Origin of the sequence: Bacillus sp. FJAT-29790 (assembly GCF_019039215.1) — a bacterium.
Lineage (GTDB): Bacteria > Bacillota > Bacilli > Bacillales > Cytobacillaceae > Cytobacillus.
This window is the reverse complement of record NZ_JAHNZZ010000006.1, coordinates 1-22010: the sequence shown is the minus strand read 5'-3', so window position 1 is coordinate 22010 and position 22010 is coordinate 1. Positions and strand designations below refer to the sequence as shown.

At 37.2% G+C, this 22010-nt stretch carries 18 protein-coding genes, 2 tRNA genes and 1 pseudogene; 4 read left to right on the top strand and 17 right to left on the bottom strand.

Annotation, left to right across the window (positions count from 1 at the left end):
* Positions 1-25 precede the first annotated feature (25 nt).
* From BGM26_RS20540 to BGM26_RS22085, 3 genes are all read right to left on the bottom strand, one after another.
* A complete protein-coding gene (locus BGM26_RS20540; protein ID WP_217042151.1) occupies positions 26-679 on the bottom strand; it encodes a 4'-phosphopantetheinyl transferase family protein in 654 nt (217 codons plus the stop codon).
* A 29-nt stretch (positions 680-708) separates the two neighbouring features.
* A complete protein-coding gene (locus BGM26_RS20535) occupies positions 709-4257 on the bottom strand; it encodes a non-ribosomal peptide synthetase (RefSeq protein WP_217042150.1) in 3549 nt (1182 codons plus the stop codon).
* A 221-nt stretch (positions 4258-4478) separates the two neighbouring features.
* The gene (locus BGM26_RS22085; protein WP_483297832.1) at positions 4479-5270 is read right to left on the bottom strand and encodes a methyl-accepting chemotaxis protein; all 792 of its coding nucleotides are present in this window, start codon (positions 5268-5270) and stop codon (positions 4479-4481) included.
* A gap of 1492 nt (positions 5271-6762) precedes the next feature.
* Here BGM26_RS22085 and BGM26_RS22080 point away from each other — a divergent pair.
* Positions 6763-6945, top strand: a pseudogene (locus BGM26_RS22080) (tyrosine-type recombinase/integrase); the annotation flags it as partial.
* A 363-nt stretch (positions 6946-7308) separates the two neighbouring features.
* On the opposite strand, the gene BGM26_RS20525 reads toward BGM26_RS22080, so the two are convergent.
* From BGM26_RS20525 to groES, 6 genes are all read right to left on the bottom strand, one after another.
* A complete protein-coding gene (locus BGM26_RS20525) occupies positions 7309-7587 on the bottom strand; it encodes a Rossmann-fold NAD(P)-binding domain-containing protein (protein WP_367949378.1) in 279 nt (92 codons plus the stop codon).
* A 248-nt stretch (positions 7588-7835) separates the two neighbouring features.
* Entirely contained in the window at positions 7836-9191 is a 1356-nt protein-coding gene (locus BGM26_RS20520; protein ID WP_217042148.1) for a D-serine ammonia-lyase, read from the bottom strand.
* Positions 9192-9240: 49 nt separating this feature from the next.
* A complete protein-coding gene (locus tag BGM26_RS20515; RefSeq protein ID WP_254119830.1) occupies positions 9241-10590 on the bottom strand; it encodes a GntT/GntP/DsdX family permease in 1350 nt (449 codons plus the stop codon).
* A 444-nt stretch (positions 10591-11034) separates the two neighbouring features.
* Positions 11035-11592, bottom strand: a complete 558-nt coding sequence (locus BGM26_RS20510; RefSeq protein WP_254119828.1) for a helix-turn-helix domain-containing protein — start codon at positions 11590-11592, stop codon at positions 11035-11037.
* 525 nt (positions 11593-12117) lie between these two features.
* Positions 12118-13746 carry a chaperonin GroEL gene (gene groL, locus BGM26_RS20505; RefSeq protein WP_217042146.1) on the bottom strand — a complete coding sequence of 543 codons (1629 nt, stop codon included), beginning with the start codon at positions 13744-13746 and terminating at the stop codon, positions 12118-12120.
* A 61-nt stretch (positions 13747-13807) separates the two neighbouring features.
* The gene (groES, locus tag BGM26_RS20500; RefSeq protein ID WP_217042145.1) at positions 13808-14092 is read right to left on the bottom strand and encodes a co-chaperone GroES; all 285 of its coding nucleotides are present in this window, start codon (positions 14090-14092) and stop codon (positions 13808-13810) included.
* A 317-nt stretch (positions 14093-14409) separates the two neighbouring features.
* Between groES and BGM26_RS20495 the strand changes: the two genes are divergently transcribed.
* Together BGM26_RS20495 and BGM26_RS20490 are read left to right on the top strand one after the other, a co-directional pair.
* A complete protein-coding gene (locus BGM26_RS20495) occupies positions 14410-15135 on the top strand; it encodes a CPBP family intramembrane glutamic endopeptidase (protein WP_217042144.1) in 726 nt (241 codons plus the stop codon).
* Positions 15132-15338 carry a YdiK family protein gene (locus tag BGM26_RS20490; protein ID WP_217042143.1) on the top strand — a complete coding sequence of 69 codons (207 nt, stop codon included), beginning with the start codon at positions 15132-15134 and terminating at the stop codon, positions 15336-15338. The genes BGM26_RS20495 and BGM26_RS20490 overlap by 4 nt, the downstream gene beginning before the upstream one ends.
* Positions 15339-15383: 45 nt before the next feature.
* Here the strand turns inward: BGM26_RS20490 and BGM26_RS20485 are convergent, their stop codons facing one another.
* Both BGM26_RS20485 and moaC read right to left on the bottom strand, forming a co-directional pair.
* On the bottom strand, positions 15384-16031 hold the full coding sequence (locus tag BGM26_RS20485; protein WP_217042142.1) for a redox-sensing transcriptional repressor Rex: 648 nt from the start codon (positions 16029-16031) through the stop codon (positions 15384-15386).
* Positions 16032-16061: 30 nt separating this feature from the next.
* A complete protein-coding gene (gene moaC, locus BGM26_RS20480) occupies positions 16062-16550 on the bottom strand; it encodes a cyclic pyranopterin monophosphate synthase MoaC (protein ID WP_217042141.1) in 489 nt (162 codons plus the stop codon).
* 120 nt (positions 16551-16670) lie between these two features.
* Between moaC and BGM26_RS20475 the strand changes: the two genes are divergently transcribed.
* Positions 16671-18596, top strand: a complete 1926-nt coding sequence (locus tag BGM26_RS20475) for an ABC-F family ATP-binding cassette domain-containing protein (protein ID WP_217042140.1) — start codon at positions 16671-16673, stop codon at positions 18594-18596.
* 234 nt (positions 18597-18830) lie between these two features.
* Here BGM26_RS20475 and tsaD read toward each other — a convergent pair whose 3' ends face one another.
* The 6 genes from tsaD to BGM26_RS20445 form a co-directional block, all read right to left on the bottom strand.
* Complete coding sequence (tsaD, locus tag BGM26_RS20470; protein WP_217042222.1) at positions 18831-19853, bottom strand: tRNA (adenosine(37)-N6)-threonylcarbamoyltransferase complex transferase subunit TsaD; 1023 nt, start codon at positions 19851-19853, stop codon at positions 18831-18833.
* Positions 19853-20302: a ribosomal protein S18-alanine N-acetyltransferase gene (rimI, locus tag BGM26_RS20465; RefSeq protein WP_217042139.1), complete on the bottom strand. Its 450-nt coding sequence runs from the start codon at positions 20300-20302 to the stop codon at positions 19853-19855. Before rimI ends, tsaD begins: the two co-directional genes overlap by 1 nt.
* Before the next feature lie 115 nt (positions 20303-20417).
* A complete protein-coding gene (gene tsaB, locus BGM26_RS20460) occupies positions 20418-21119 on the bottom strand; it encodes a tRNA (adenosine(37)-N6)-threonylcarbamoyltransferase complex dimerization subunit type 1 TsaB (protein WP_217042138.1) in 702 nt (233 codons plus the stop codon).
* Positions 21116-21571, bottom strand: coding sequence for a tRNA (adenosine(37)-N6)-threonylcarbamoyltransferase complex ATPase subunit type 1 TsaE (gene tsaE, locus BGM26_RS20455; protein ID WP_217042137.1), 456 nt, complete (start codon positions 21569-21571; stop codon positions 21116-21118). Before tsaE ends, tsaB begins: the two co-directional genes overlap by 4 nt.
* A gap of 195 nt (positions 21572-21766) precedes the next feature.
* A tRNA-Asp gene (locus tag BGM26_RS20450) sits at positions 21767-21843 on the bottom strand.
* 3 nt (positions 21844-21846) lie between these two features.
* Positions 21847-21920: transfer RNA gene (locus tag BGM26_RS20445), tRNA-Met, on the bottom strand.
* Positions 21921-22010: the final 90 nt, after the last annotated feature.

Genomic DNA, 22010 nt, shown 5'->3' with positions numbered 1-22010 from the left:
CTTTATTGATAGGAGACTATTTCACTTAATCATACATTAGGATGTTTAGTTGCTGTAATAATCTTTCTTCTGAAATTACTCGAATATCTACCTCTTTACTTTCCGATACCACTGATAGTGTCATATTGTCAGGTAATATTTGAGTTTGAGTATGCATAGCGCAATCATCGATTTTCCAATAACCATCTTCCAACTGACATGTTATGTTAGTTGGATCGGTAAAGAAACCTACACCCTGTGATTTGGTGTAAGCTTCCTTTAATGTCCATATAACTGTTAATATATCTGTATTCCATTTACCCCTAAAGGCTGTAAGTTCCTTTTTTGACAAGAATAACTCTTTATCCATTGAATAGAGCTTCTTCTCTATATCGACCCCTATTTTATAAGACGAGACTGATGTTATTACCCACCCGTTACTGTGAGCAATCGATATCCTACCATTATACCCCTTTAAATAAGGCTGACCGTTTGTCGTATGACATAGGCTTTGTAATAGACTTACTTTGGCTAGAACTTTCACTGCTATAAGACCAAGGAGGGAATCGTACCGGTTGTTTTCATTTCTGTATCGATTAAGATACAATTTTTCTTCATGTGTTGTTAAATCGTAAAGGTTACGATAGACTTCTTTATCATAACTCACTTTTATACAACAAACTCTTGTCTTTCCATCCAATACGATCACCTGCACTTAGACTTGATACATTAATTATGAACTACTACTTTACTTGGTTCTTTTAAATAACCCTCTTTGATTGCACGTTGAAGCATACGACCAATAAATGCTTTATCAGATACAGGTATTTCTACTCCGTTAGCAATTAATAGCTCTAACGTATTAGGACATAGGAATGTTAGAGGAGAATCTTTTGCACCATCTCCTTCTAATCCTGCCATTGCTAACTCTAACCCTTCTTTATTTTTTTCAATATCCGAATATAGGTAGTTAATGTACTCTTCCTGAGATAATAAATTAATACCATAACCATAGTCTCTCAAAACCTGAATAAATTCCTTATACGAAACACTTTTAGGGTTACAGATGTTATATACACCACCTATTGAGTCATCTGACATAGCAACAGTTGTGATCGCTTTACTTGCATAATCCACCATAATAAAATCCATGTTGTAATCTACATCAGGTGCAACTCCTAAAAGGATGAAGCTCTTTAACATACGATATACTGCATTGGAATCGATATTCCTTTGAAATAAACCTGTTTCGTATTGACAAGAAATATTTCCCGGTCTGTAAATCGTTACTGGTACTCCTTTTTTATAATATCTTTCTACTAACTTTTCAGACTCTAACTTACTATCAGAATAAAGATTGCTTAAATGTGGTGCATCGGAAATATTATCAGTTTCTATGAATGCATCCCAATACCCCTCTACTGCTAGATCCTCGGGAATACCTAATGTTGAAACATAATGGAATCTTACATTTGATAGTGTGGTAGCTAATTCTAATAGATTATGAGTACTGTTGATATTGGTTTTGACAAACTCAGCTTTAGCACCAAAGTGACGTACATCTGCTCCACAGTGTATGATAGAGTTGATATTATTTAGTACTAATTCTTTATCTGAATCTGATAAACCTAAACCGGACTCCGTAAAATCGCCCGATAATACGACTACTCTTTCCTGTAAATTATAGCTATTATAAAAATCATTTGATGCATAGTAAGCTAATGTTGACTTTAATCGATCTAATGCTTCTTTCTTAGACTTAGAACGAATTAATGTGTATATGGTTGCATCTGTATCTCTTATTAAATCCATTAGGATATGAGAACCTAAATAACCAGTTACGCCCGTAAGGAGGATTCCTGTTTGATTTACAGCCTTATACTCTACATCAGAACTTAATCTTTTTGGATGCTCGAATAGTTCCGTCACACCCAAACTCAACAAACCATTCCCTCCCTCTCCCTCACTACCGCTGACAATCTTTTGAGCTAAGGATTCAATGGTTGGATGATTAAAAAAGTCGTTGATTTTTAGGGTTGGGAAGTCTTTCTTTAGCTTTGTTAAAGTTGCTAGTACCTTTAATGAATGACCACCAATTTCAAAGAAATTCTCGTCTACCCCTACCGTTTCAAGATTCAATACTTCCTTCCATGCTTGTGCTAACTTCTCTTCAATTTCATTTGTAGGAAGTTTCTTATTCGTATCTGAACTACTAATTAAAGGCAATGACGCTAATTTTTTACGATCAATCTTACCATTCGGAAGTAAAGGCATTTCTTTTAATTCGATAATGTAAGATGGTATCATATATTTTGGCAATCTTTCTGATAATATATTCAATACCTCTTTTGAAGAACCTGTTTCCCCATCTTTTAGTGTGTAGTAAGCTACTAACATGTTATCATCATTAATACTTTTCACTACTGTTACCCCAACCTCTACAAACGGTATTTGGAGTAACTTATCCTCAATTTCACCTATCTCTACTCGGTAACCTCTTATTTTTATTTGATTATCCTTTCGACCAATGAACTCAATTGTCCCATCTTCTAGTAGTTTGGCACTGTCGCCTGTCCGATAAACTAAACGATCTATTAATTGAGTTTGGACGAAGGTGCTTGCTGTATTCTTAGGAAGGTTTAGATACCCCTCAGATAATCCATCTGTTGCAATAAGAAGCTCGCCTTCTACACCGATTGGATTTAAATGATTATGCTTATTTACGATGTAGTATGAGTAGTTATTTAATGGTTTCCCAATTGGTACACTTGTTCTATGATTAGGGAATGTACCTTCTATCTTATGTACTGATGATGCAACTGTGCACTCAGTCGGTCCGTAAATGTTCACTAAAGGAATACTTGGAAACTTTTGTTGAAACAATCGAGCAATTTCTCCTGTTAAAGTTTCACCACCAACGCCATGTACTTTTAATGATCTGTAAGCTTGGACTTCTTTTTCTGTTGCATACAAAGAGAATTGTTTTAATACACTCACAGGAAAAGCAGTGATAAACGTGATATTTTCTCTTTCTAAAGCCTCTGCAAAGGAGGTTACATCAACCCGTTCTGCTTCGGTTAACATATAAAGTCTCGCTCCTGTGAATAGCATAGGACACACCTCTAAGAAAGATGCATCAAAGGTTAAAGTGTAAAACTGCGTCAAGACATCCTCGGATGTGATAGGGAAAGCATCTAACATAGAGTATCCGAATGCTACAATACTTTTATGCCTGATTTTAACTCCTTTTGGATTACCCGTGGAACCCGAAGTGTAGATGATATAAGCAATATCTTCTTCCGATACTTTAACATTTGGATTTTCTGAACTTGAATGAATATCTTCTATATTCATGAATGGTGTGTTACTATCGAGGAACCCCATTAAGAGTTTATTATACTGTTTGCTAGTGATAATACACTTCGTTTGCGTATCTGCTAAAATAAATGCATTTCTTTCTTTTGGGTTATCAGGACTTAAAGGAACATATACTGCCCCTGCTTTCATTACTCCTAACATGGTGATTAGCATATCTGAACTTCTATCCATATAGACTGAAACGTAATCCCCTACATGCACTCCTTTAGATAGAAGATAATTGGCAACCCTATTCGATTGAGACTCTATAGAAGAAAATGTTACCTCACCCTGATCGCAAGTAATCGCTATTTTCTCTTTATACTGCATAGCCGTTTTAGAGAATATGGCATTTAAAGTATTCCCTTTTGGATACTCTTTACTATTGTTATTTACTGATCTCCAAAGAGACAATTCTTCAACTGTAAGCATATTTAGGTCTAAAACATGCTTTTTGCTATTATTTTTAAGGTCAAGTGCTAATAGGTTATAGGAACTTAAGTAGCGTGTCTCATAACTGCTATTTAATATATATTCTTTGCCTGAAAAATGATAGAAATTTTTATTTGCTATTAATTCTAGCAATGCCTCATTATGCGCTTTCGCTGAACCGTCGCTAAATATTAAATCACTCGAAGAATTATTTGACCCCTCCATCCGCAAAGCCTCTTCAACTAATTTCAGTAAAAAACTTCCTGTTACTTCACCTTTAAATTCTACTTTAACAGGATAATATACCCCGCCTTTAAGAAGATTAATCACTATTTTTTCTTCACTCGTCATTCTATAGACCCAAGCTATAAACGATGACGCTAAATAATTATACTCTTGATAAGGTAACTCTTTTACACTACTGTGATAAATTTTTTTACTGCCTTTTAAATCTGACTTGATTGGAAAATTTAATAATGTTTTTTTCATGTTGCCCTCCATTAAATAGGTTTCCTAGGGCATACTAGGAAACCTTTTTAGTAGAAACTTAAATTAGTATAAGTTTTAATCCAAAATCATTTTAATAAAAATGTATCCCGATTTATGTGGGGAATTTTAGTGGGAATGCTAGTATGTTCTATAAATTCTTCATACTATACCCCCCTTATTCTTAGACCCCTAAATGATATACATATTAGCCAATAAATCTATTATCTATTTAATGTTGTAACGATATCATCCAAATTCGTTACAACCCTGTTCATAGACTCAGTTGACCTAATAATATCGTCAAAGGAATTTTGCTGATTATTTATATTTCGACTGATTGCTTCAGCCGTATCGTTATTTTGATTAGAGAGCATAGTTAACTGCTCAAATGTGGCTGTTACTTCTTGATTTTCCGCTGACATTTCCTCCGTTGCGGCAGATACCTCTGAAATCCGCATCGCTACTTCTTGCGTTGCTGTTACAATATCAGAGAAGCTTTCTCCCGCGACATGAACTAGATTAACTCCTTCATCTATATAATGTGTACCATCCTTAATGGAATGAACAGTCTCTTCAATTTCATTCTGAATTTCAAGTATTACATGTGCAATATCTTCAGCGGACAGTCTAGACTGTTCAGCTAATTTCTTAACTTCATTGGCAACAACCGCGAAACCTTTTCCTTGTTCTCCCGCTCTTGCTGCTTCAATCGATGCATTTAACGCTAATAGGTTAGTTTGATCCGCAATATCCGTAATTAAATTTACAATGTCATTAACTTTGTTAGATCGAGTTTTTAAATTTGTAATCACTTGCTCAGAACTTTGCGATGACTGAGCGATTAATTGCATTTGTTGTTTTACCTTATTAATAGACTCATTCCCTCTTTTGGCCTTTTCCTCAGTAGCTACTGATAATTCATTTACATCTGCGGTGTTTTTAGTCACAGAACCAATCCCTAGTGATAACTCTTGTAAAGAAGTTAATAATTCTTTTGTAGATTCTGTCTGCATTCTGAAACGTTCAGCCATAGCATTTACATCATTCGTTACTTCATTCATATTTTCTCCTGCTATTTCCACTGTATTATATAAAGATTTCGAATGTGATGCTGTTTCTTCGGAAGCAGATTTAACCGAGTTTAATAAACTATTGATTTTTGAAAGCATTTCGTTAAATTTAGATACAACTACCCCTAAATCTCCTTTGTGCTCCTTGAGGGTAATATCGTAATTTCCTCTTGTTACTTTTTCGATCCCTGCTACTAATTCTTCTATAGGCTTAAACGATCTTGTTACAAAAAAGTATTGTATTGCACTCACTAAAATTAGGATTCCAATTAAGATAATTGAAATAACTAATAATAAATGCTTTTTACCATCCACATATGACTTAGCGTCAAAGTCTACCCCGTAATACGCAACTACCTCACCTTGACTATTAAAGTATGGTTTAGCCACCGTTAACCATGTACCAACATCATCTGTGTATGTTTCAGAAACTACCATCACTTTTGTTTCTTTCATTTTCTCAATTAAATTAACCACAAGATCTGGCTGAGTGTAAAAGTCCCCTATACCTAAACCAGCTTCTTCAATGAATTCCATGATAAAATCAGGTCCCGAAATGATCCGAGTATCTGTTCCATTTTCTAGCTCAGCCCCAAATAGATAACCTTGAGCCACTTGAGGTTGATATTTAGATAAATCATTAAAGTGCTGTTGTAACTTCTTTGCTGTTTCACTATTTGGATCTTTTGTTTCCAATACCTCTAGAACCTCATCTGTTGATACATCGGATGACCATGCTTCAACTGTTTTTGTTGAATCGGAAGCTAACTGTTTTAGAATAAAGTTTAAATCCATATAGTAACTTACCGCTGTTAATATGACCCCTACTAATACAGTGTTGATACAAGCAAATAAAATGTTTTTTACTTTCAAGGATAACTTTTTCATTATTTTGACACCTCATATTTTACTATGTATTACTTTATCTACCCACTTCTACCTAAAAAACTATATAACAGAAAGTAACTATACCTTTGACACTGCCCCTATATCATTTTCAACACCAAAGCCGATTCTCGTTTAAAAGCAAAGAACCTATTCAGATTGGTTTGGGATGCATGAATAGGCGTTTTATGAGTGCGAATCAAGTGCGTTCCCCCCTTTCTACTCTCCTAGATCCTTCACTGATTCGCTGAGAGAGTTTATGTCTTCTGACATAAAAAAACGCCATTCATCCCCTACTTACTACGCTGTCACTTCGTAGAAGAAGGGGACTTCTGACTAAATTCGTTAAAAAACTATCTATTCCCATCCACGCCATACCCCTAAAACGATACTATTAACCCATTACTTAAGTATCATACAGTAAGAACTATGTATCAATAGTTCTTTGTAATCATAAAATGGGAATTGCGCCCTTATTTATACTAAAACATGTTAAATAATAGCTCAAAAAGTTATGGATAACAAGATAAGATCTACATTTTCTCCATCATCACCGCATAGTCTAAGACACACCCATACATCACTTCTTACCGCGGCTCATGTATCACTCGAATAAATCATGGACAGGCTTGGCCATACCGATAATCAGATTACGAAAAATGTGTACCTTCAAGTTACGCAAGAAATGAAAAAAGAAGCTTCCCAAAAGTTCAGTGAACTAATGAGAAGCCTCCGTTACTATCCTCAATGTCAGCAAAATGTTAGCAAACCACTCTCATCTAACTTACAAATCCAGTCATATCAAGGGTTGGAGGCACTTATTACATCATGCCGCCCGTAAGATGAGAGTGTGTAATATCTTTAACAATGAGTGCAAAAAGTGCGGTATATCAAGATTTTTGACAAAAGGGATTGTAACATCTTTAACGATTATTAATCGTTTATTAAGGGATTACGTTAACCTTTTATTTGGTTATTTTCAATAATGGGATTAGAATAACCATTTCTTGCTACCTCAATTATGGCTTTTCCCAATTGTTCAGATGTAATGACACTGTTCAATTTCAATAGCAATGAATTCAAAGGCTTCATTACATCATAAAAAAATTGGTACAATTTTGTTTTTGATTTCACACCATGATAGTGGAATGATGACACTTGGACGAAACATATAGGCAGCCTTAAACGGAAGATGCAATAAAGCATTCACGGTTTTCCCCTTCACTCTTGCCCACATTGATCGCCCTTTTTCGGAACTGTCTGTCCCACTTCCTGAAACATAAATAAATGTGGTTTGAGGATTCAATCTTGCTAAGGTTTTGGCAACTGATAGCGTGATATCATACGTTATTCTTGTATATTCCTCCTCTCTCATAAATGATAAGATCACCGAAGAACATATCAACGAACTGAAGAGACACTGCGAATCTCACTGTATTCGAATACCAAAAACGTAATTATTCATTCTTTTCGACAATAAATAATTAATACTAATGGCTTTGACAAGACTCCCTTGGAATTTGAAGTCCCCGCGTTAGGTGCTTATAAAAAGAAGGAGACTATCTCTTGCTAATTTGAGATAGCCCCTTTCATGAAAGTGAACTTTTAATTATATCAGGGTAGCTATGCCTCTTTTCCCTTTTTATAATAGGTTTCCATTACATCTTTTGGAACCATACTACCACCTGTTGCCCAAGCGATATGTGAAGTATTTTTTATTTTATCTTTTAAGTTGTTACTTTCTATATACTCTTGTCCATATTCATCTCTGAATAATTGAATTGGGCCATGGACTCCAGCTAATGCAGAAGGTTCTAATTGAATATTTTCTGAGTCGGATAACATACTTAAGAGGATATATAACTGTTCATCTTTTACAGTATATGATCCACTTATTAAATTTTCTAATGTTTTTCCTACGAAACCTGAAGCTCTACCAACAGCGAGTCCATCTGCATCAGTAATATTGTCGATGCCAAAATCTTGTACCGATACTTTATCATGCATCCCTGTTATTAATCCGATAACCATACATGGAGAATGTGTTGGTTCGGCAAAGAAGCAATGTACATGATCCTTGAAAACTAGCTTTAGCCCAAATGCCACTCCACCAGGTCCGCCACCAACTCCACATGGTAGATAAACAAATAATGGATGATCTTCATCTACAACTACATTCATTTCTTCTAATTGCTTTTTTAACCTATAAGCTGCTACAGCATATCCTAAAAACAAGTTAGTCGAATTTTCATCATCAACAAAGTACATATTTGGATCAGCTTCTGCTTGTTTTCTACCTTCCTCTACTGCCTTACTATAATCTGATTCATACTCAATTACTGTAACACCTTTGCTTCTAAGGAGGTCTTTCTTCCATTGTTTTGCGTCAGCTGACATATGAACATAAACCTTAAAACCTAATTGCGCACTCATTATTCCAATACTAAGTCCTAGGTTTCCAGTTGATCCTACTGCAATCGAATACTTAGAGAAGAACTCTCTAAATTTATCACTAGCGATAATTGAATAATCATCTTCTATTGTTAGCATGTTATTCTCAATAGCTAAATCTTCTGCATGTTTTAAAATCTCATAAATACCGCCTCTTGCTTTAATTGATCCCGAAATAGCAAGATGGCTATCACATTTGAGCAATAATTGACCTAAAATTTCTTGATTATATGTCTCTTCCATCTTACTTTGCATAGAAGGAATTGGAACAATAGGTGATTCAATAATCCCATTCGTTTTTTCTGTTTCTGGAAAAACTTTAGCGATATATGGAGCAAATCGATTTAATCTTTCCGCTGCCTCTTCTACATCCTTCTCTGATAAAGATATCTTTTTAATAGCATCTTCAAATTTTTCATATTTTGAATTTGTCCAAAACACTTCTTCAGTTGAAATAATCTTACTCATTAGAGGATAATTCTCTTCCCATTCCTTTATGGTTTTTCCTTGGATTATCTTATTCTCCATATTAACCTATCTTCCTTTCAGATTTTCTTCATATTCGTTCCTATTTTTTTTATACAAATTGCGCTAAAAGCAACACCCCTCCAAGCGCAACAATCGATGCAATAACAGTTGCAGCAGTGAAGCTCTTAAACGCATCTGGTAATGATAATCCCAAATATTCTTTTACAAGCCAGAAAGCAGAATCATTAACATGACAAAATCCAATAGCTCCAGCACCAATAGCTAGAACTGCAATTTCTGGACTCAAAGTTGGATAAATGGCCAACAAAGGACTGACTATACCCGCAGCGCTAAGCATGGCTACTGTAACCGATCCAATAGCAAGATGCAAAATTATAGCTACTAGCCAAGCCAGAATAATTGGGTTCATATTTAATGATTGCATAATATTCGATAATTCATTTCCTAACCCACTATCAACTAAAAAGGCATTATAGGCACCGCCACCACCAATTATCAACAAAATGGCTGCAATTGACTTAAATCCTTCCTCAGTATGAGACAATAGCTTTTTCATCTTTAGACCACGCGAGAGTCCTAGTGAATAATAAGCTACAAATACTGAAATAAGTAAAGCGATAATTGGATTTCCTAAAAATCTAACAAGATTGTAAGAAAAGGAACCTTCTGTAAGATATAAATCACTTACTGTTTTTCCTACCATTATTAATAAAGGTAAAAGAATCGTAAATAAGGTATTTCCGAAACCAGGAAGCTTCTCATCTGGCGTTGGGGCTTTTACTTCTAATTCATTCAATTCTTCAGTCTTAAGCTTACGACTAATGAACTTAGCCCAGATTGGACCAGCAATGATTGAAGTTGGCAATCCTATAAGAAGTGCATATAAAATAACTTTCCCAACATCAGCTTCTAGCATCTCGGTAATAGCAAATGCCGCCGGATGCGGAGGTACCATGGCGTGTACGACCATCAGAGATACAGCTAAAGGAATTCCAATCCTTAGTAGCGACATCTTAGCTTGTCTAGCAACAATGAAAATGATTGGAAAAAGTAAAACAAAACCTACTTCAAAGAATACTGGAATTCCAGCAATTAAGCCAATAAGTGACATAACCCAAGGTGCACGTTTTTCTCCAAAAGCATTTAGCATTGTTCGTGCTAAGCGCTCAGCACCACCAGATATCTCCAACATCTTACCTAAGATCGTCCCGAAACCGATTACAACAGCTAGTGACCCAAGCGTTCCACCTACTCCACTTTCAATGGAAGTAATAATTTGGGATAGTGGCATGCCTGTAGCTACTCCAATAAAAATCCCCGCCAAAATCAAAGAAATAAACGGATGTATTTTAAATTTAAGTATTAGAAATATAAGTAATATTATAGATAAAAATAATATCAGCATCATCATTGCGCCTGTTTGCATTTTTATATTCATTCCTTTGCTTCGTTTAAGGTAGAAAACGTTATTAAGCACTTGTCTAAAGCGATATTTTGATGAATCTAAAGCCGTAGAGATAACAATTAACTACAAATCACGCAGAGATGAGTGGGCTACTCTAATTGTGAAGCGGATACCGTAGAAATGCTTTCATAACACCATCCTTTCATGATATAATTCCAGAGGTCAGAATTGTCAATTTATTTAGTGTAATTTAATTTATTTAATACAATTTAATGATAGCGCCTTCATTTTATAAAATCAAGAATAAAATTAAATATGATTTAATAAATTAAATATAATTTAATTTAACTTGTACTTTTAAAAAAATCTCGATTCACAAAAATAACCGCTTCATATCTCATGTTAGTGCATACGCAACACACTATTACACGAGCTATTGAACGGTCTAAGAAATCATCACTTTATATATCATATTTTCTAAAATGTGGGAGGCGTAACAGCAAAAATTATAGTTGCTTCTTTATCTGTAATATTTTCCCACTTATGTTGTACGCCAGATGGTATTTTTACACTGTCCCCAGTATTTAAAGTCTCGATTTCATCTCCAATATGTAATACTATGCTACCTTCTAACACATATGCAACTTCTTCCCCAATGTGAACCATAGGATTTTCGGCTGACTGAGACACAGGCGGTATTTTCATTAAGACCATCTCAATTGAGCCGTTCAAATCTGGTGATAACAACATATACTCTAAATTTTGCGGTGGCGGAAATACGATTTTTTTTCTGGCATCTGCTCTGGTTATTAGATCCTTACTTCTTTCGGATTTGGTAAAAAAACTAAGCAAAGGCACATCTAATGCAGCTGCAATAACCCGCAGAGTATTTAGTGATGGATTGGAAAGCCCTCTTTCTATTTGGCTTAGCATTGATGAAGAGACATTAGTTTTTTCTGCTAATTGTTTAATATTGTAATTCCTTTTTATACGAAATTTTGCAATTACTTTCCCTAATTCTAGATTATCCAACATTCATCATGCCTTTCATAAAATACCTCAAGAAAATTAATATTTCATTACTTAAATTTTATCATCTTTTCAAAAATATAGCATTCATTTTCCTATGTGGATATTTTGAATAATAGCTGTGAAAGTTTTGCATTTGGCATCTTTAAATGCTCCTCCATTTTCTACCGCTTAAGCAACTGAATGGTTGTGTTGATTAAGGAACCGTATCATGCAATCTAAACAAGTTAAAGTCACATAATTGTAGTTTGAACCATTATAGAAATATAAACTTTACTTCAACAAAAAAGTACTTTAATCCTCATTGGATCAGAGCGATTAGGTCACAAGAATGAAGACACAACAAAAAATGTTTATTTGCATATGACTAAAGAGATGAAAAAAGAGGCTTCCCAAAAGTTCAAAGAACTCATGGAAAACCTCTAATTCAGACCCTTATTCAAGAAAATGTTACCCTTTTGTTACCCTTCAGGTACTTCCAGAGCATATAAGGTCTAAAAACCCCATTTTCACTGGGTTTCAAGGGGCAGATTACATCATGCCGCCCATTCCACCCATGCCGCTCATATCAGGCATTGCAGGTGCATTTTCTTCTGGCTTATCAGCGATTACCGCTTCTGTTGTTAAGAACATAGCAGCAACGGATCCAGCGTTTTGAAGAGCTGAACGAGTTACTTTTGTTGGGTCAACGATACCAGCTTCGATCATGTTTACCCACTCGCCAGTAGCAGCGTTGAAGCCTGTTCCAACTGCTTCGCGCTTTAAGCGGTCAACGATTACAGAACCTTCAAGGCCTGCGTTGTGAGCGATTTGGCGTACAGGCTCTTCCATCGCACGTAATACGATGTTGATACCAGTTGCAATATCGCCTTCTGCTTGAAGTGCAGCCACTTTATTGTATACGTTAAGAAGAGCAACCCCACCACCAGATACGATTCCTTCTTCAACAGCCGCACGGGTAGCGTTTAGAGCATCTTCAATACGAAGCTTGCGCTCTTTCAATTCAGTTTCAGTAGCAGCACCAACTTTAACAACTGCTACACCACCAGCTAATTTAGCTAGGCGCTCTTGTAATTTTTCTTTGTCAAATTCAGAAGTTGTTTCTTCTAATTGAACACGGATTTGGTTTACACGAGCAGCGATTTGTGCACTGTCTCCAGCACCTTCAACGATTGTTGTGTTTTCTTTTGATACAACGACTTTAGAAGCGCGGCCTAAAGATTCGATTGTAGCAGATTTAAGGTCACGGCCTAATTCTTCAGTGATTACTTCACCACCTGTTAGGATAGCGATGTCTTCAAGCATAGCTTTACGACGGTCACCGAAACCAGGAGCTTTAACAGCTACTGCATTGAATGTTCCGCGAAGCTTGTTCACTACTAATGTAGCAAGTGCTTCACCTTCAACATCTTCAGCAACAAGCAATAATGGTTTGCCTTGTTGAACCACTTGCTCAAGAACTGGTAGAATTTCTTGGATGCTAGCGATTTTCTTATCTGTAATTAAGATATATGGATTTTCTAAAATAGCTTCCATTTTATCAGAATCAGTTACCATGTATGGAGATGCATATCCACGGTCGAATTGCATACCTTCCACAACGTCTAGCTCAGTCGTAAATCCTTTAGACTCTTCAATTGTGATAACACCGTCGTTGCCAACGCGCTCCATTGCTTCAGCGATTAATTGGCCTACTTCTGCATCATCTGAAGAAATAGAAGCAACCTGTGCGATTGAATCTTTTCCTTCGATTGGCTTAGAAACAGATTTTAGCTCTTCTACAGCTGTAGCAACCGCTTTTTCGATTCCTTTGCGGATACCCATTGGGTTTGCACCAGCAGTTACGTTTTTCAGACCTTCACGGATCATTGCTTGAGCAAGAACCGTTGCAGTTGTCGTACCGTCACCAGCTACATCGTTTGTTTTGCTTGCAACTTCAGCAACAAGCTTAGCACCCATGTTTTCGAAAGCATCTTCTAATTCGATTTCTTTCGCGATTGTTACACCGTCATTTGTAATTAACGGAGAACCGAATTTTTTCTCAAGAACCACGTTGCGTCCTTTTGGTCCAAGAGTTACTTTTACTGCATTTGCAAGAGCATCTACTCCGCGAAGCATCGCACGGCGAGCGTCTTCACTAAATTTAATCTCTTTTGCCATTTGTAAAAACCTCCTCAAGATTATTTAATAATATGGTTATTTTCTCTGGTCTGTTCAGCTATTAGCTAATAACAGCAAGAATATCGTTTTCACGTAAAATTAAGTACTCTTTGCCTTCGTACTTTACTTCAGTACCGGCATATTTTGAGAAGATAATGCGATTGCCTTCAGCAACTTCAAGGGCTACACGCTCACCATTCTCAAGAACGCGGCCAGTTCCAACAGCAACAACATTGCCTTCTTGAGGCTTCTCTTTAGCTGTGTCCGGTAAAACGATACCGCTTGCAGTTTTTTCTTCAGTTTCAACAAGCTCGATAATAACTCGATCACCTAGTGGCTTTAACAAGTGAAACAACCTCCTCATAAATATGTAAGTTTTTTATTTATTAGCACTCTCTCTAGTCGAGTGCTAACACAACTATAATATTAAAGAATCTGAAATCTTTTTGCAAGAGTGAAGCTCAATTTTTTGTAAAAAATATTTTATGAGGCTCTTTTCGCATTGTTTGTTGCTTTTGGCTTTAAAAGTTTGCGGCATTTTTCCAATTTCATTCAATCTATTCTGAAATCGCTTATTCAACGCTTCTATTTGAAACATTCGCCTTTTTAAGAGTAAAATGGAGTTTAGTGTACAAATTTTAACCAACATAAGGAGAGAATACATTGAAAAAGGAATACTGGATTATTCTCATTGCCTATATAGGGATGCAATTTTCAAGTTTAATTGGCGTTCCTCTGCTTTCTTTTGCCGGTGCTTTTTTTGGAAAAAGCATGGGGAATACTCAAATTGTTGCTTACTGGCTTGTCATTAGCTTTACGATTACATTACTCATCGCTTTGACTCTCTTGCGGAAAGAGATGAGAGAAAGGGATTTGATGAGAGATGCACCAACTGCTGGTACTTCAGTTGCTTGGGCCATTGGCGGGGTTTTCCTTGCGATTACTGCCCAAGCCGTAGCTGCTAGCATCGAAAATATGCTGGGAATTGAAATGGGATCTGAAAACACGCAGACAATTATTCGAATTATTCAAGCCTCTCCTATCGTCGTGATCGTCAGCTCAATCATCGGGCCTATCTTAGAGGAGATTGTGTTTCGGAAAATCATTTTCGGCTCACTCCATAAGCGGATCAATTTCTTTTTTTCTGCGTTAATTAGTTCTGTTATTTTTGCCCTTGCTCATTTTGAATTTGAACATATTCTTTTATACTCTGCAATGGGCTTCACGTTTGCTTTTCTTTATGTAAAAACAAAACGGATCATCGTACCCATTTTTGCCCACGTCACGATGAATACATTTGTCGTCATTTTACAGCTTAATCAGGGCAGAATTGAAAACTGGCTTAAGGAAATGGAAAAAATTCAAGCGTTTATTGGAGGATTTTTATGAGAAGGTCACCGTTGGTTTCAGGCATCATTTATATGGTCCTTGGACTGCTCTTTATTTATATTGCGATCCAAAATATCCAAAGAGAGCAAACCTGGGGAATGTTTACTTACTTTTTAATTATCATCGCTACTTTTGATTTTGGCAGCGGCTTGCGCATGATCGCCATCCATTTTAAAAACAAAAAATTAATGAACAAAAAATGAGCCCTCGTTTGAGAGGCTCATTCTTCGTTTAGTTACAATATTCGATTACTCTGTTTCTGTCGGATAATGCTTTAGAAAGTAGATAAGCGATTGCAGTTCAACCGCAAGATCAATATGGTGAATTCTAATTGTAGAAGGTACGGAAAGACGTGCTGGTGTAAAATTGAGAATTCCGTTTACACTGCCCTGTACAATTCGGTCCGCAATTGACTGAGCGGCTGGTGCGGGAACTGTTAATATCGCTACTTGAATATTATGTTCCTCGATGACCTTTTCAAGATCGTCCATTTTGAATACAGGAACATCACCAATTTTTGTACCAACCTTATCCTCATCTACATCAAAAGCCACTTCAATTTTCGTATTATTATTTTTAAGAAAGTTATAATTTAAAAAGGCCGTCCCTAAATTCCCTACCCCTATGAGTGCAACTTTTGTCAGCTCATCCTGATCCAATGTTTTCCGAAAAAAGGTCAGCAAATAATTGACATTATATCCATAGCCCTTTTTCCCTAATGCCCCAAAGTAGGAAAAGTCTCGGCGAATGGTTGCAGAGTCTACCTTTACTGCCTCACTTAACTCCGCAGACGAAACCCTTTGCTTGCCGGAAGCATGCAAGTTTTTCAGAAAACGATAATACAAAGGGAGGCGTTTTGCAGTTGCTTGCGGAATTTTCATTGTTTCATTCGTCATACGTTCATCCCCTATTCCCAAATAGCGTTATTAAATAAGTTCCCTTTTAAAATCGCCATTTTTCCCGCCGGTTTTTTCTACTAAATATGTTCGGCCGATAACCATTCCTTTATCGACTGCTTTACACATATCATATACGGTCAACGCACAAACAGAGGCAGCCGTTAGCGCTTCCATCTCTACTCCAGTATTCCCTTTTGTTTTTACTGAAGCGGTAATCAATAGGACATATTCTTCCTGTTCCATTTCCCATGCGAATGAGATATCCACACCTGTTAATGGAATCGGGTGGCACATCGGGATGATTTCCCAGGTTTTCTTGCAGGCCATTACGCCAGCGACCTGAGCTACCGCAAGAACATCCCCTTTTTTCATTTTATTCACTGTAATCTTTTCATATATGTCTTTATTCACTGTGATGCTTGAGTGAGCAATTGCCGTTCGGGCCGTTTCAGGCTTATCACTAACATCGACCATTTTTGCTCTGCCCTCATGATTAAAATGAGTAAAATCCGTCATTTACAAACACCTCTCAACAAAATGATACACTATTTTTATCCATCTGTGTGAGCTTTGTACGCTTCTTCACAAATTTTCAAGCATGGGTTACACTATCTCTATACTATAGAGGTGAAAAAAATGATTTTATTACAGGTAAATCAATTAGAAAAAAACTTTGGCGCTGATCTTATTTTATCGAATATAAAGCTAGAATTACAAACTCGAGACCGTATTGCCCTTGTAGGCCGCAATGGAGCTGGAAAATCCACACTGTTAAAAATAATTGCCGGACAAATGTCATATGACTCTGGCGATATTATTAAGCCTAAGGGCGTAACGATAGGCTACCTTGCACAAAATACTGGCCTCGAATCTGATCTTACGATTTGGGACGAAATGTTGGCCGTGTTTGCACATCTTCAAAAACAGGAAAAAGAATTGCGCCGGCTTGAAGGGCAGATGTCTGATCCGGCTGCGATGAAAAACCATGACGAATATGAACGAATTTTAAGAGAATATGACAATCTTCAAGTTCAATTTAAGGAACAAGGCGGCTATCAATATGAAGCAGACATCCGCTCCGTCCTACACGGGTTGAATTTCCAATCATTCAGTTATGATACAAAGATATCAACATTAAGCGGGGGGCAGAAAACAAGGCTTGCCCTCGGAAAGCTATTATTAACAAAACCTGATATGTTAATCTTGGATGAGCCTACGAACCATTTAGATATCGACACTTTGTCCTGGCTTGAGCAATATTTACAAGGATATGATGGGGCTATTTTAATTGTCTCACATGATCGGTATTTTTTAGATAAAGTTGTGTCACAAGTTTATGAAATTTCAAGGCATCAAATTAGGAAATACCCCGGGAATTATAGTGCATATCTTGATCAAAAAGCAGCCAATTTTGAGCGGGAAATGAAGCAATATGAAAAACAGCAAGAAGAAGTTTCAAAGCTTCAAGATTTCATTCAACGGAATCTTGCCCGAGCCTCCACCACAAAAAGAGCTCAAAGCCGCAGAAAGCAGCTTGAACGAATGGAACTGATGGATCGCCCTTTAGGTGATGAAAAATCAGCTTCTTTTGGGTTTCATATTGAAAGGCAAACAGGGAACGAAGTATTAAATGCAGATTCACTTGCCATTGGATACAAAGGAGAGGAAGTTTCTCGAAACATTTCCTTCCGAATTACAAGAGGGGAAAGTATTGCGCTAGTTGGACCAAATGGGATCGGAAAGTCGACACTTTTAAAAACAATTATTCACAAGCTTCCTCCAATTACGGGTAATTTTCTGCCTGGTTCCAATGTGTTAATCGGATACTATGACCAGCAACAAGCTGAACTATCATCAAATAAACGGGTATTGAACGAATTATGGGATGAATATCCTTTAAAAACAGAAAAGGAAATTCGAACAGTTTTAGGAAACTTTCTTTTCTCTGGTGACGATGTATTAAAAATAGTTTCCACATTAAGCGGTGGTGAAAAGGCTCGTTTAGCATTAGCAAAGCTAATGCTGCAAAATGCAAATTTTTTAATCTTGGACGAGCCTACAAATCACTTGGATCTAGATAGTAAGGAAATTTTGGAGAATGCTTTAATTGACTATCCTGGGACGATTCTATTTGTCTCCCATGACCGCTACTTTATTAATCGAATCACAACAAAGGTGCTCGAGCTTTCTAAGGATGGGGCTACTGAATATCTTGGCGATTACGACTATTTTGTTGAAAAAAAGCAGGAGCAAGAAGAACTAAGAGCATTAGACTTAGCAGAAAAGGCCTCTTCCACTCGGCCTGCTACCCAAGAAAAAAACAATTATCAGCTTGATAAAGAAGCAAAAAAGATCGAAAGACAGCGGCAAAGAAGATTGGAAGAAATCGAAAAACAAATTGAAACATTGGAAGCTCAAATTGAGGAATATGCGGAGCTTTTATGCGATCCGGAAATTTATCAGAACCATGAAAAGGTAATGGAGATTACTCAAAAAAGTGATAAGGCTAAAGTAGATTTAGATGAATTGGTAGAGGAATGGACCGATTTGGCAGATGAATAGAATTATTAATTACCTAATAATTGGGACCGGGAGTTTAGACACTCCTGGTTTTTCCCTTATCCACATTTATACCCACAATAGATAAGTTGAATTCAAAGACTTCCACAGACTTTTCCACACTATCCACAATTAATTGGTTTTTCATCCACATTATCCACAAGATTTCAGATAGTTATCCCCATATCCACAAAAAAAGTCCCCAATGAAGATGGGGACTTTTACCTGTAACACTTATCAGTTGTGGATAGCTATATCCAGTCCTGGATTAGCATTCAATGCCATCGTTGATCGAATTCCTTTTTCGAATAAAACACTGCCTACAGCTGCAATCATAGCTGCATTATCTGTACACAGAGACAAAGGCGGGATAATTAATTTTACATCGTTGATTTTTTCGAATGCCTCTTGCAATGCAGCACGCAATCCTTTATTAGCCGCAACTCCACCAGCTAATAATACTTGATTAACCTTGAACTCCTCTGTAGCATTGATTGTCTTTGTTACTAGTACATCAATGACGCTTTGCTGGAAGCTAGCAGCCAGATCTTCTGGTGCAAGTTTTTCCCCACGCTGTTCCGCATTGTGGACAGTGTTGATAACTGCTGATTTCAATCCACTGAAACTAAAATCATAAGAACCCTCTTCTAGCCACGCTCTTGGTAAAGGAATAGATGGATCCCCATCCGCAGCTAACCTATCAATATGAGGTCCTCCCGGATAAGGTAAGTTTAATGTCCTTGCCACTTTGTCATAAGCCTCTCCTGCAGCGTCATCTCTTGTTTCGCCAATTACTTCAAAGTGACCATGTTCTTTCATATAGACAAGTTCTGTATGTCCTCCTGAAACAACTAGGGATAGCAAAGGAAATTCCATCTCTGTGACAAGCCGGTTTGCATAAATATGACCAGCAATATGATGTACCCCTACTAAAGGGATGCCATGTGCAAATGCAATTGCTTTTGCTGCATTCACGCCAATTAGAAGTGCTCCAACAAGCCCTGGTCCTTCCGTTACTGCAATCGCACTTAAATCTGTATAACTAATATTGGCCTGCTTTAACGCTTCTTCTAATACAATTGTTATTTGTTCGACATGATGGCGAGAAGCAATCTCAGGGACCACTCCCCCGAATCTTTTATGACTTTCAATTTGGGATGCTACAACATTTGCAGCAATCTCCCGCCCATTTTTAACAATAGCAACAGCTGTTTCATCACAGCTTGTCTCAATTCCCATGATCCACTGGTCTTTTTTCATCATAAGTTCACCCACATTACTAAAGCATCCTCTTGATTATCCGTATAATAATTTTTTCTTATTGCACCATTCTGAAAACCAAGCTTGCGATATAGAGATTGGGCTACGACGTTAGAGAGGCGAACCTCAAGTGTCATCGACTTTGCTCCCTTTCGCGATGATACTTCCATTACTTCCCGCATTAAAGCTTCGCCTAGCTTCTTTCCACGGTATTGTGGTAAGAGTGCAACATTGGTTATATGCGCCTCATCAATGACGATCCACACACCGCAATAACCAATAACAATTCCATCCTCTTCTAACCCAACATAAACCGCAAATTGGTTTTTAGTTAATTCATTTTGGAAAGCTTCTCTACTCCATGGAGCCGTAAACGATTCATGCTCAATTTCATGAATTGCATCAACATCTTTTTCATTTAAAAGGCGAAAAGTTAAAGACTTGTTCATACTTTTACTTCCTTATCATTATAAAGTGAAACTTCTATTAGTTAGATCCTTTGCCACATAAGATGTTCTAGGCCGACACTTCAAACTTAGTCATCCTGCCTGTAAGTCTGTAATATTACTTACTCTCTTTATTTGCTTTTATCCAATTGGCTTCTGCCTCTGCTAAGCGAATATAATTAGGCACGAAAGAATGGATCTCTTCCGCTTCTTTTTCCCGACCTAATAAAGCAAGTTCTGCAGGCCGAGGGTTTTGCTCTGTTATTTCAGCAAAAACAGCTTGATCCCCAAGTATCTCCTTGAGAATTGATTGATGAAGGGGCAAATCATTGCCGATAAAAAGGACCTTTTCTCTTTGTCCTTTCAGTTCTGCCGCCCAATCTTTAGATAATAAAAGCAAGTCTTTCTTTATTGTATATATTTTTCCCTGCCTGAACTGATATAACCCTGTATAAATTTGTCCTCTGCGGGCATCAAACAAAGGTGAAATAACACCCTCGAAATAGCGGCCGGCGGTTGCAGCTGACACCTCTAAACTTGATACACCTGCTAGGGGGATATTTAGTGTCCATGCTAATGTTTTCGCGATCGTGACGCCAATGCGAACACCCGTATATGAACCGGGGCCTTTTGCGACAACAATTTTGGAGAGATCCGCAGGTGTAATATCACAGTCGCTCATCAAGGTCTCAATGGCGGGCATCACACGTACAGAATGATTCTTTTTGATATTTGTAATATATTCACCAATCACTTGATCTCCGTCTATCAGGGCAATACCTAACGTATAATTGGACGTGTCGATCGATAAAACCTTCATAATAATATCTCCTTACATATCTCCTCATATCGCTTACCATGAGGTTCTAAAACTAATCTTCTTGAACCATTTTCACCTAAATACAAAGAAATGGTTAATAACTCCTCAGGGAGCTGCTCAGCAATTAAATGGGCCCATTCAACAACTGTTACTCCATCACCTTCAAAATATTCATCAAACCCAAGGTCCTCAAACGAATCCTCGACTCGATATACATCCATATGATAAAGAGGCAATCTTCCGTGATATTCTTTGATAATGGTAAAGGTAGGGCTATTAACAGTCTTTCTAATCTCCAGCCCGAGAGCCAATCCTTTTGTAAATGTTGTTTTACCTGCACCAAGGTCTCCTTCAAGCGCAATTACATCACCCGGCTGCAGCAACTGGCCAAGATGCTTAGAAAAATCCATGGTCTCTTCTGATTTATTCGAGATAAACTCAAATTGTTTCATATTGATTAATCACCTTTTAGTGTTAAATTCAATTACTTTCGTCTTAACAAAAAAACATTAGGATGAATCCTAAGGAATATATTCTATATGTAGTGTACATTATTTTATATCTTCGAGCAAAAAATGAATAACTAAGGAAAATGAACATAAAAAAAGACGAAACAATGTTTCGTTCTGTTAATCTAGCATATATAATGGCGGTCCGGACGGGACTCGAACCCGCGACCTCCTGCGTGACAGGCAGGCATTCTAACCAACTGAACTACCGGACCATATTGCGGGGACAGGATTTGAACCTGCGACCTTCGGGTTATGAGCCCGACGAGCTACCGAACTGCTCCACCCCGCGACAATAATATTGAAATATAAGTAAATACAAGCTTGGCGACGTCCTACTCTCACAGGGGGAGAGCCCCCAACTACCATCGGCGCTGAGAAG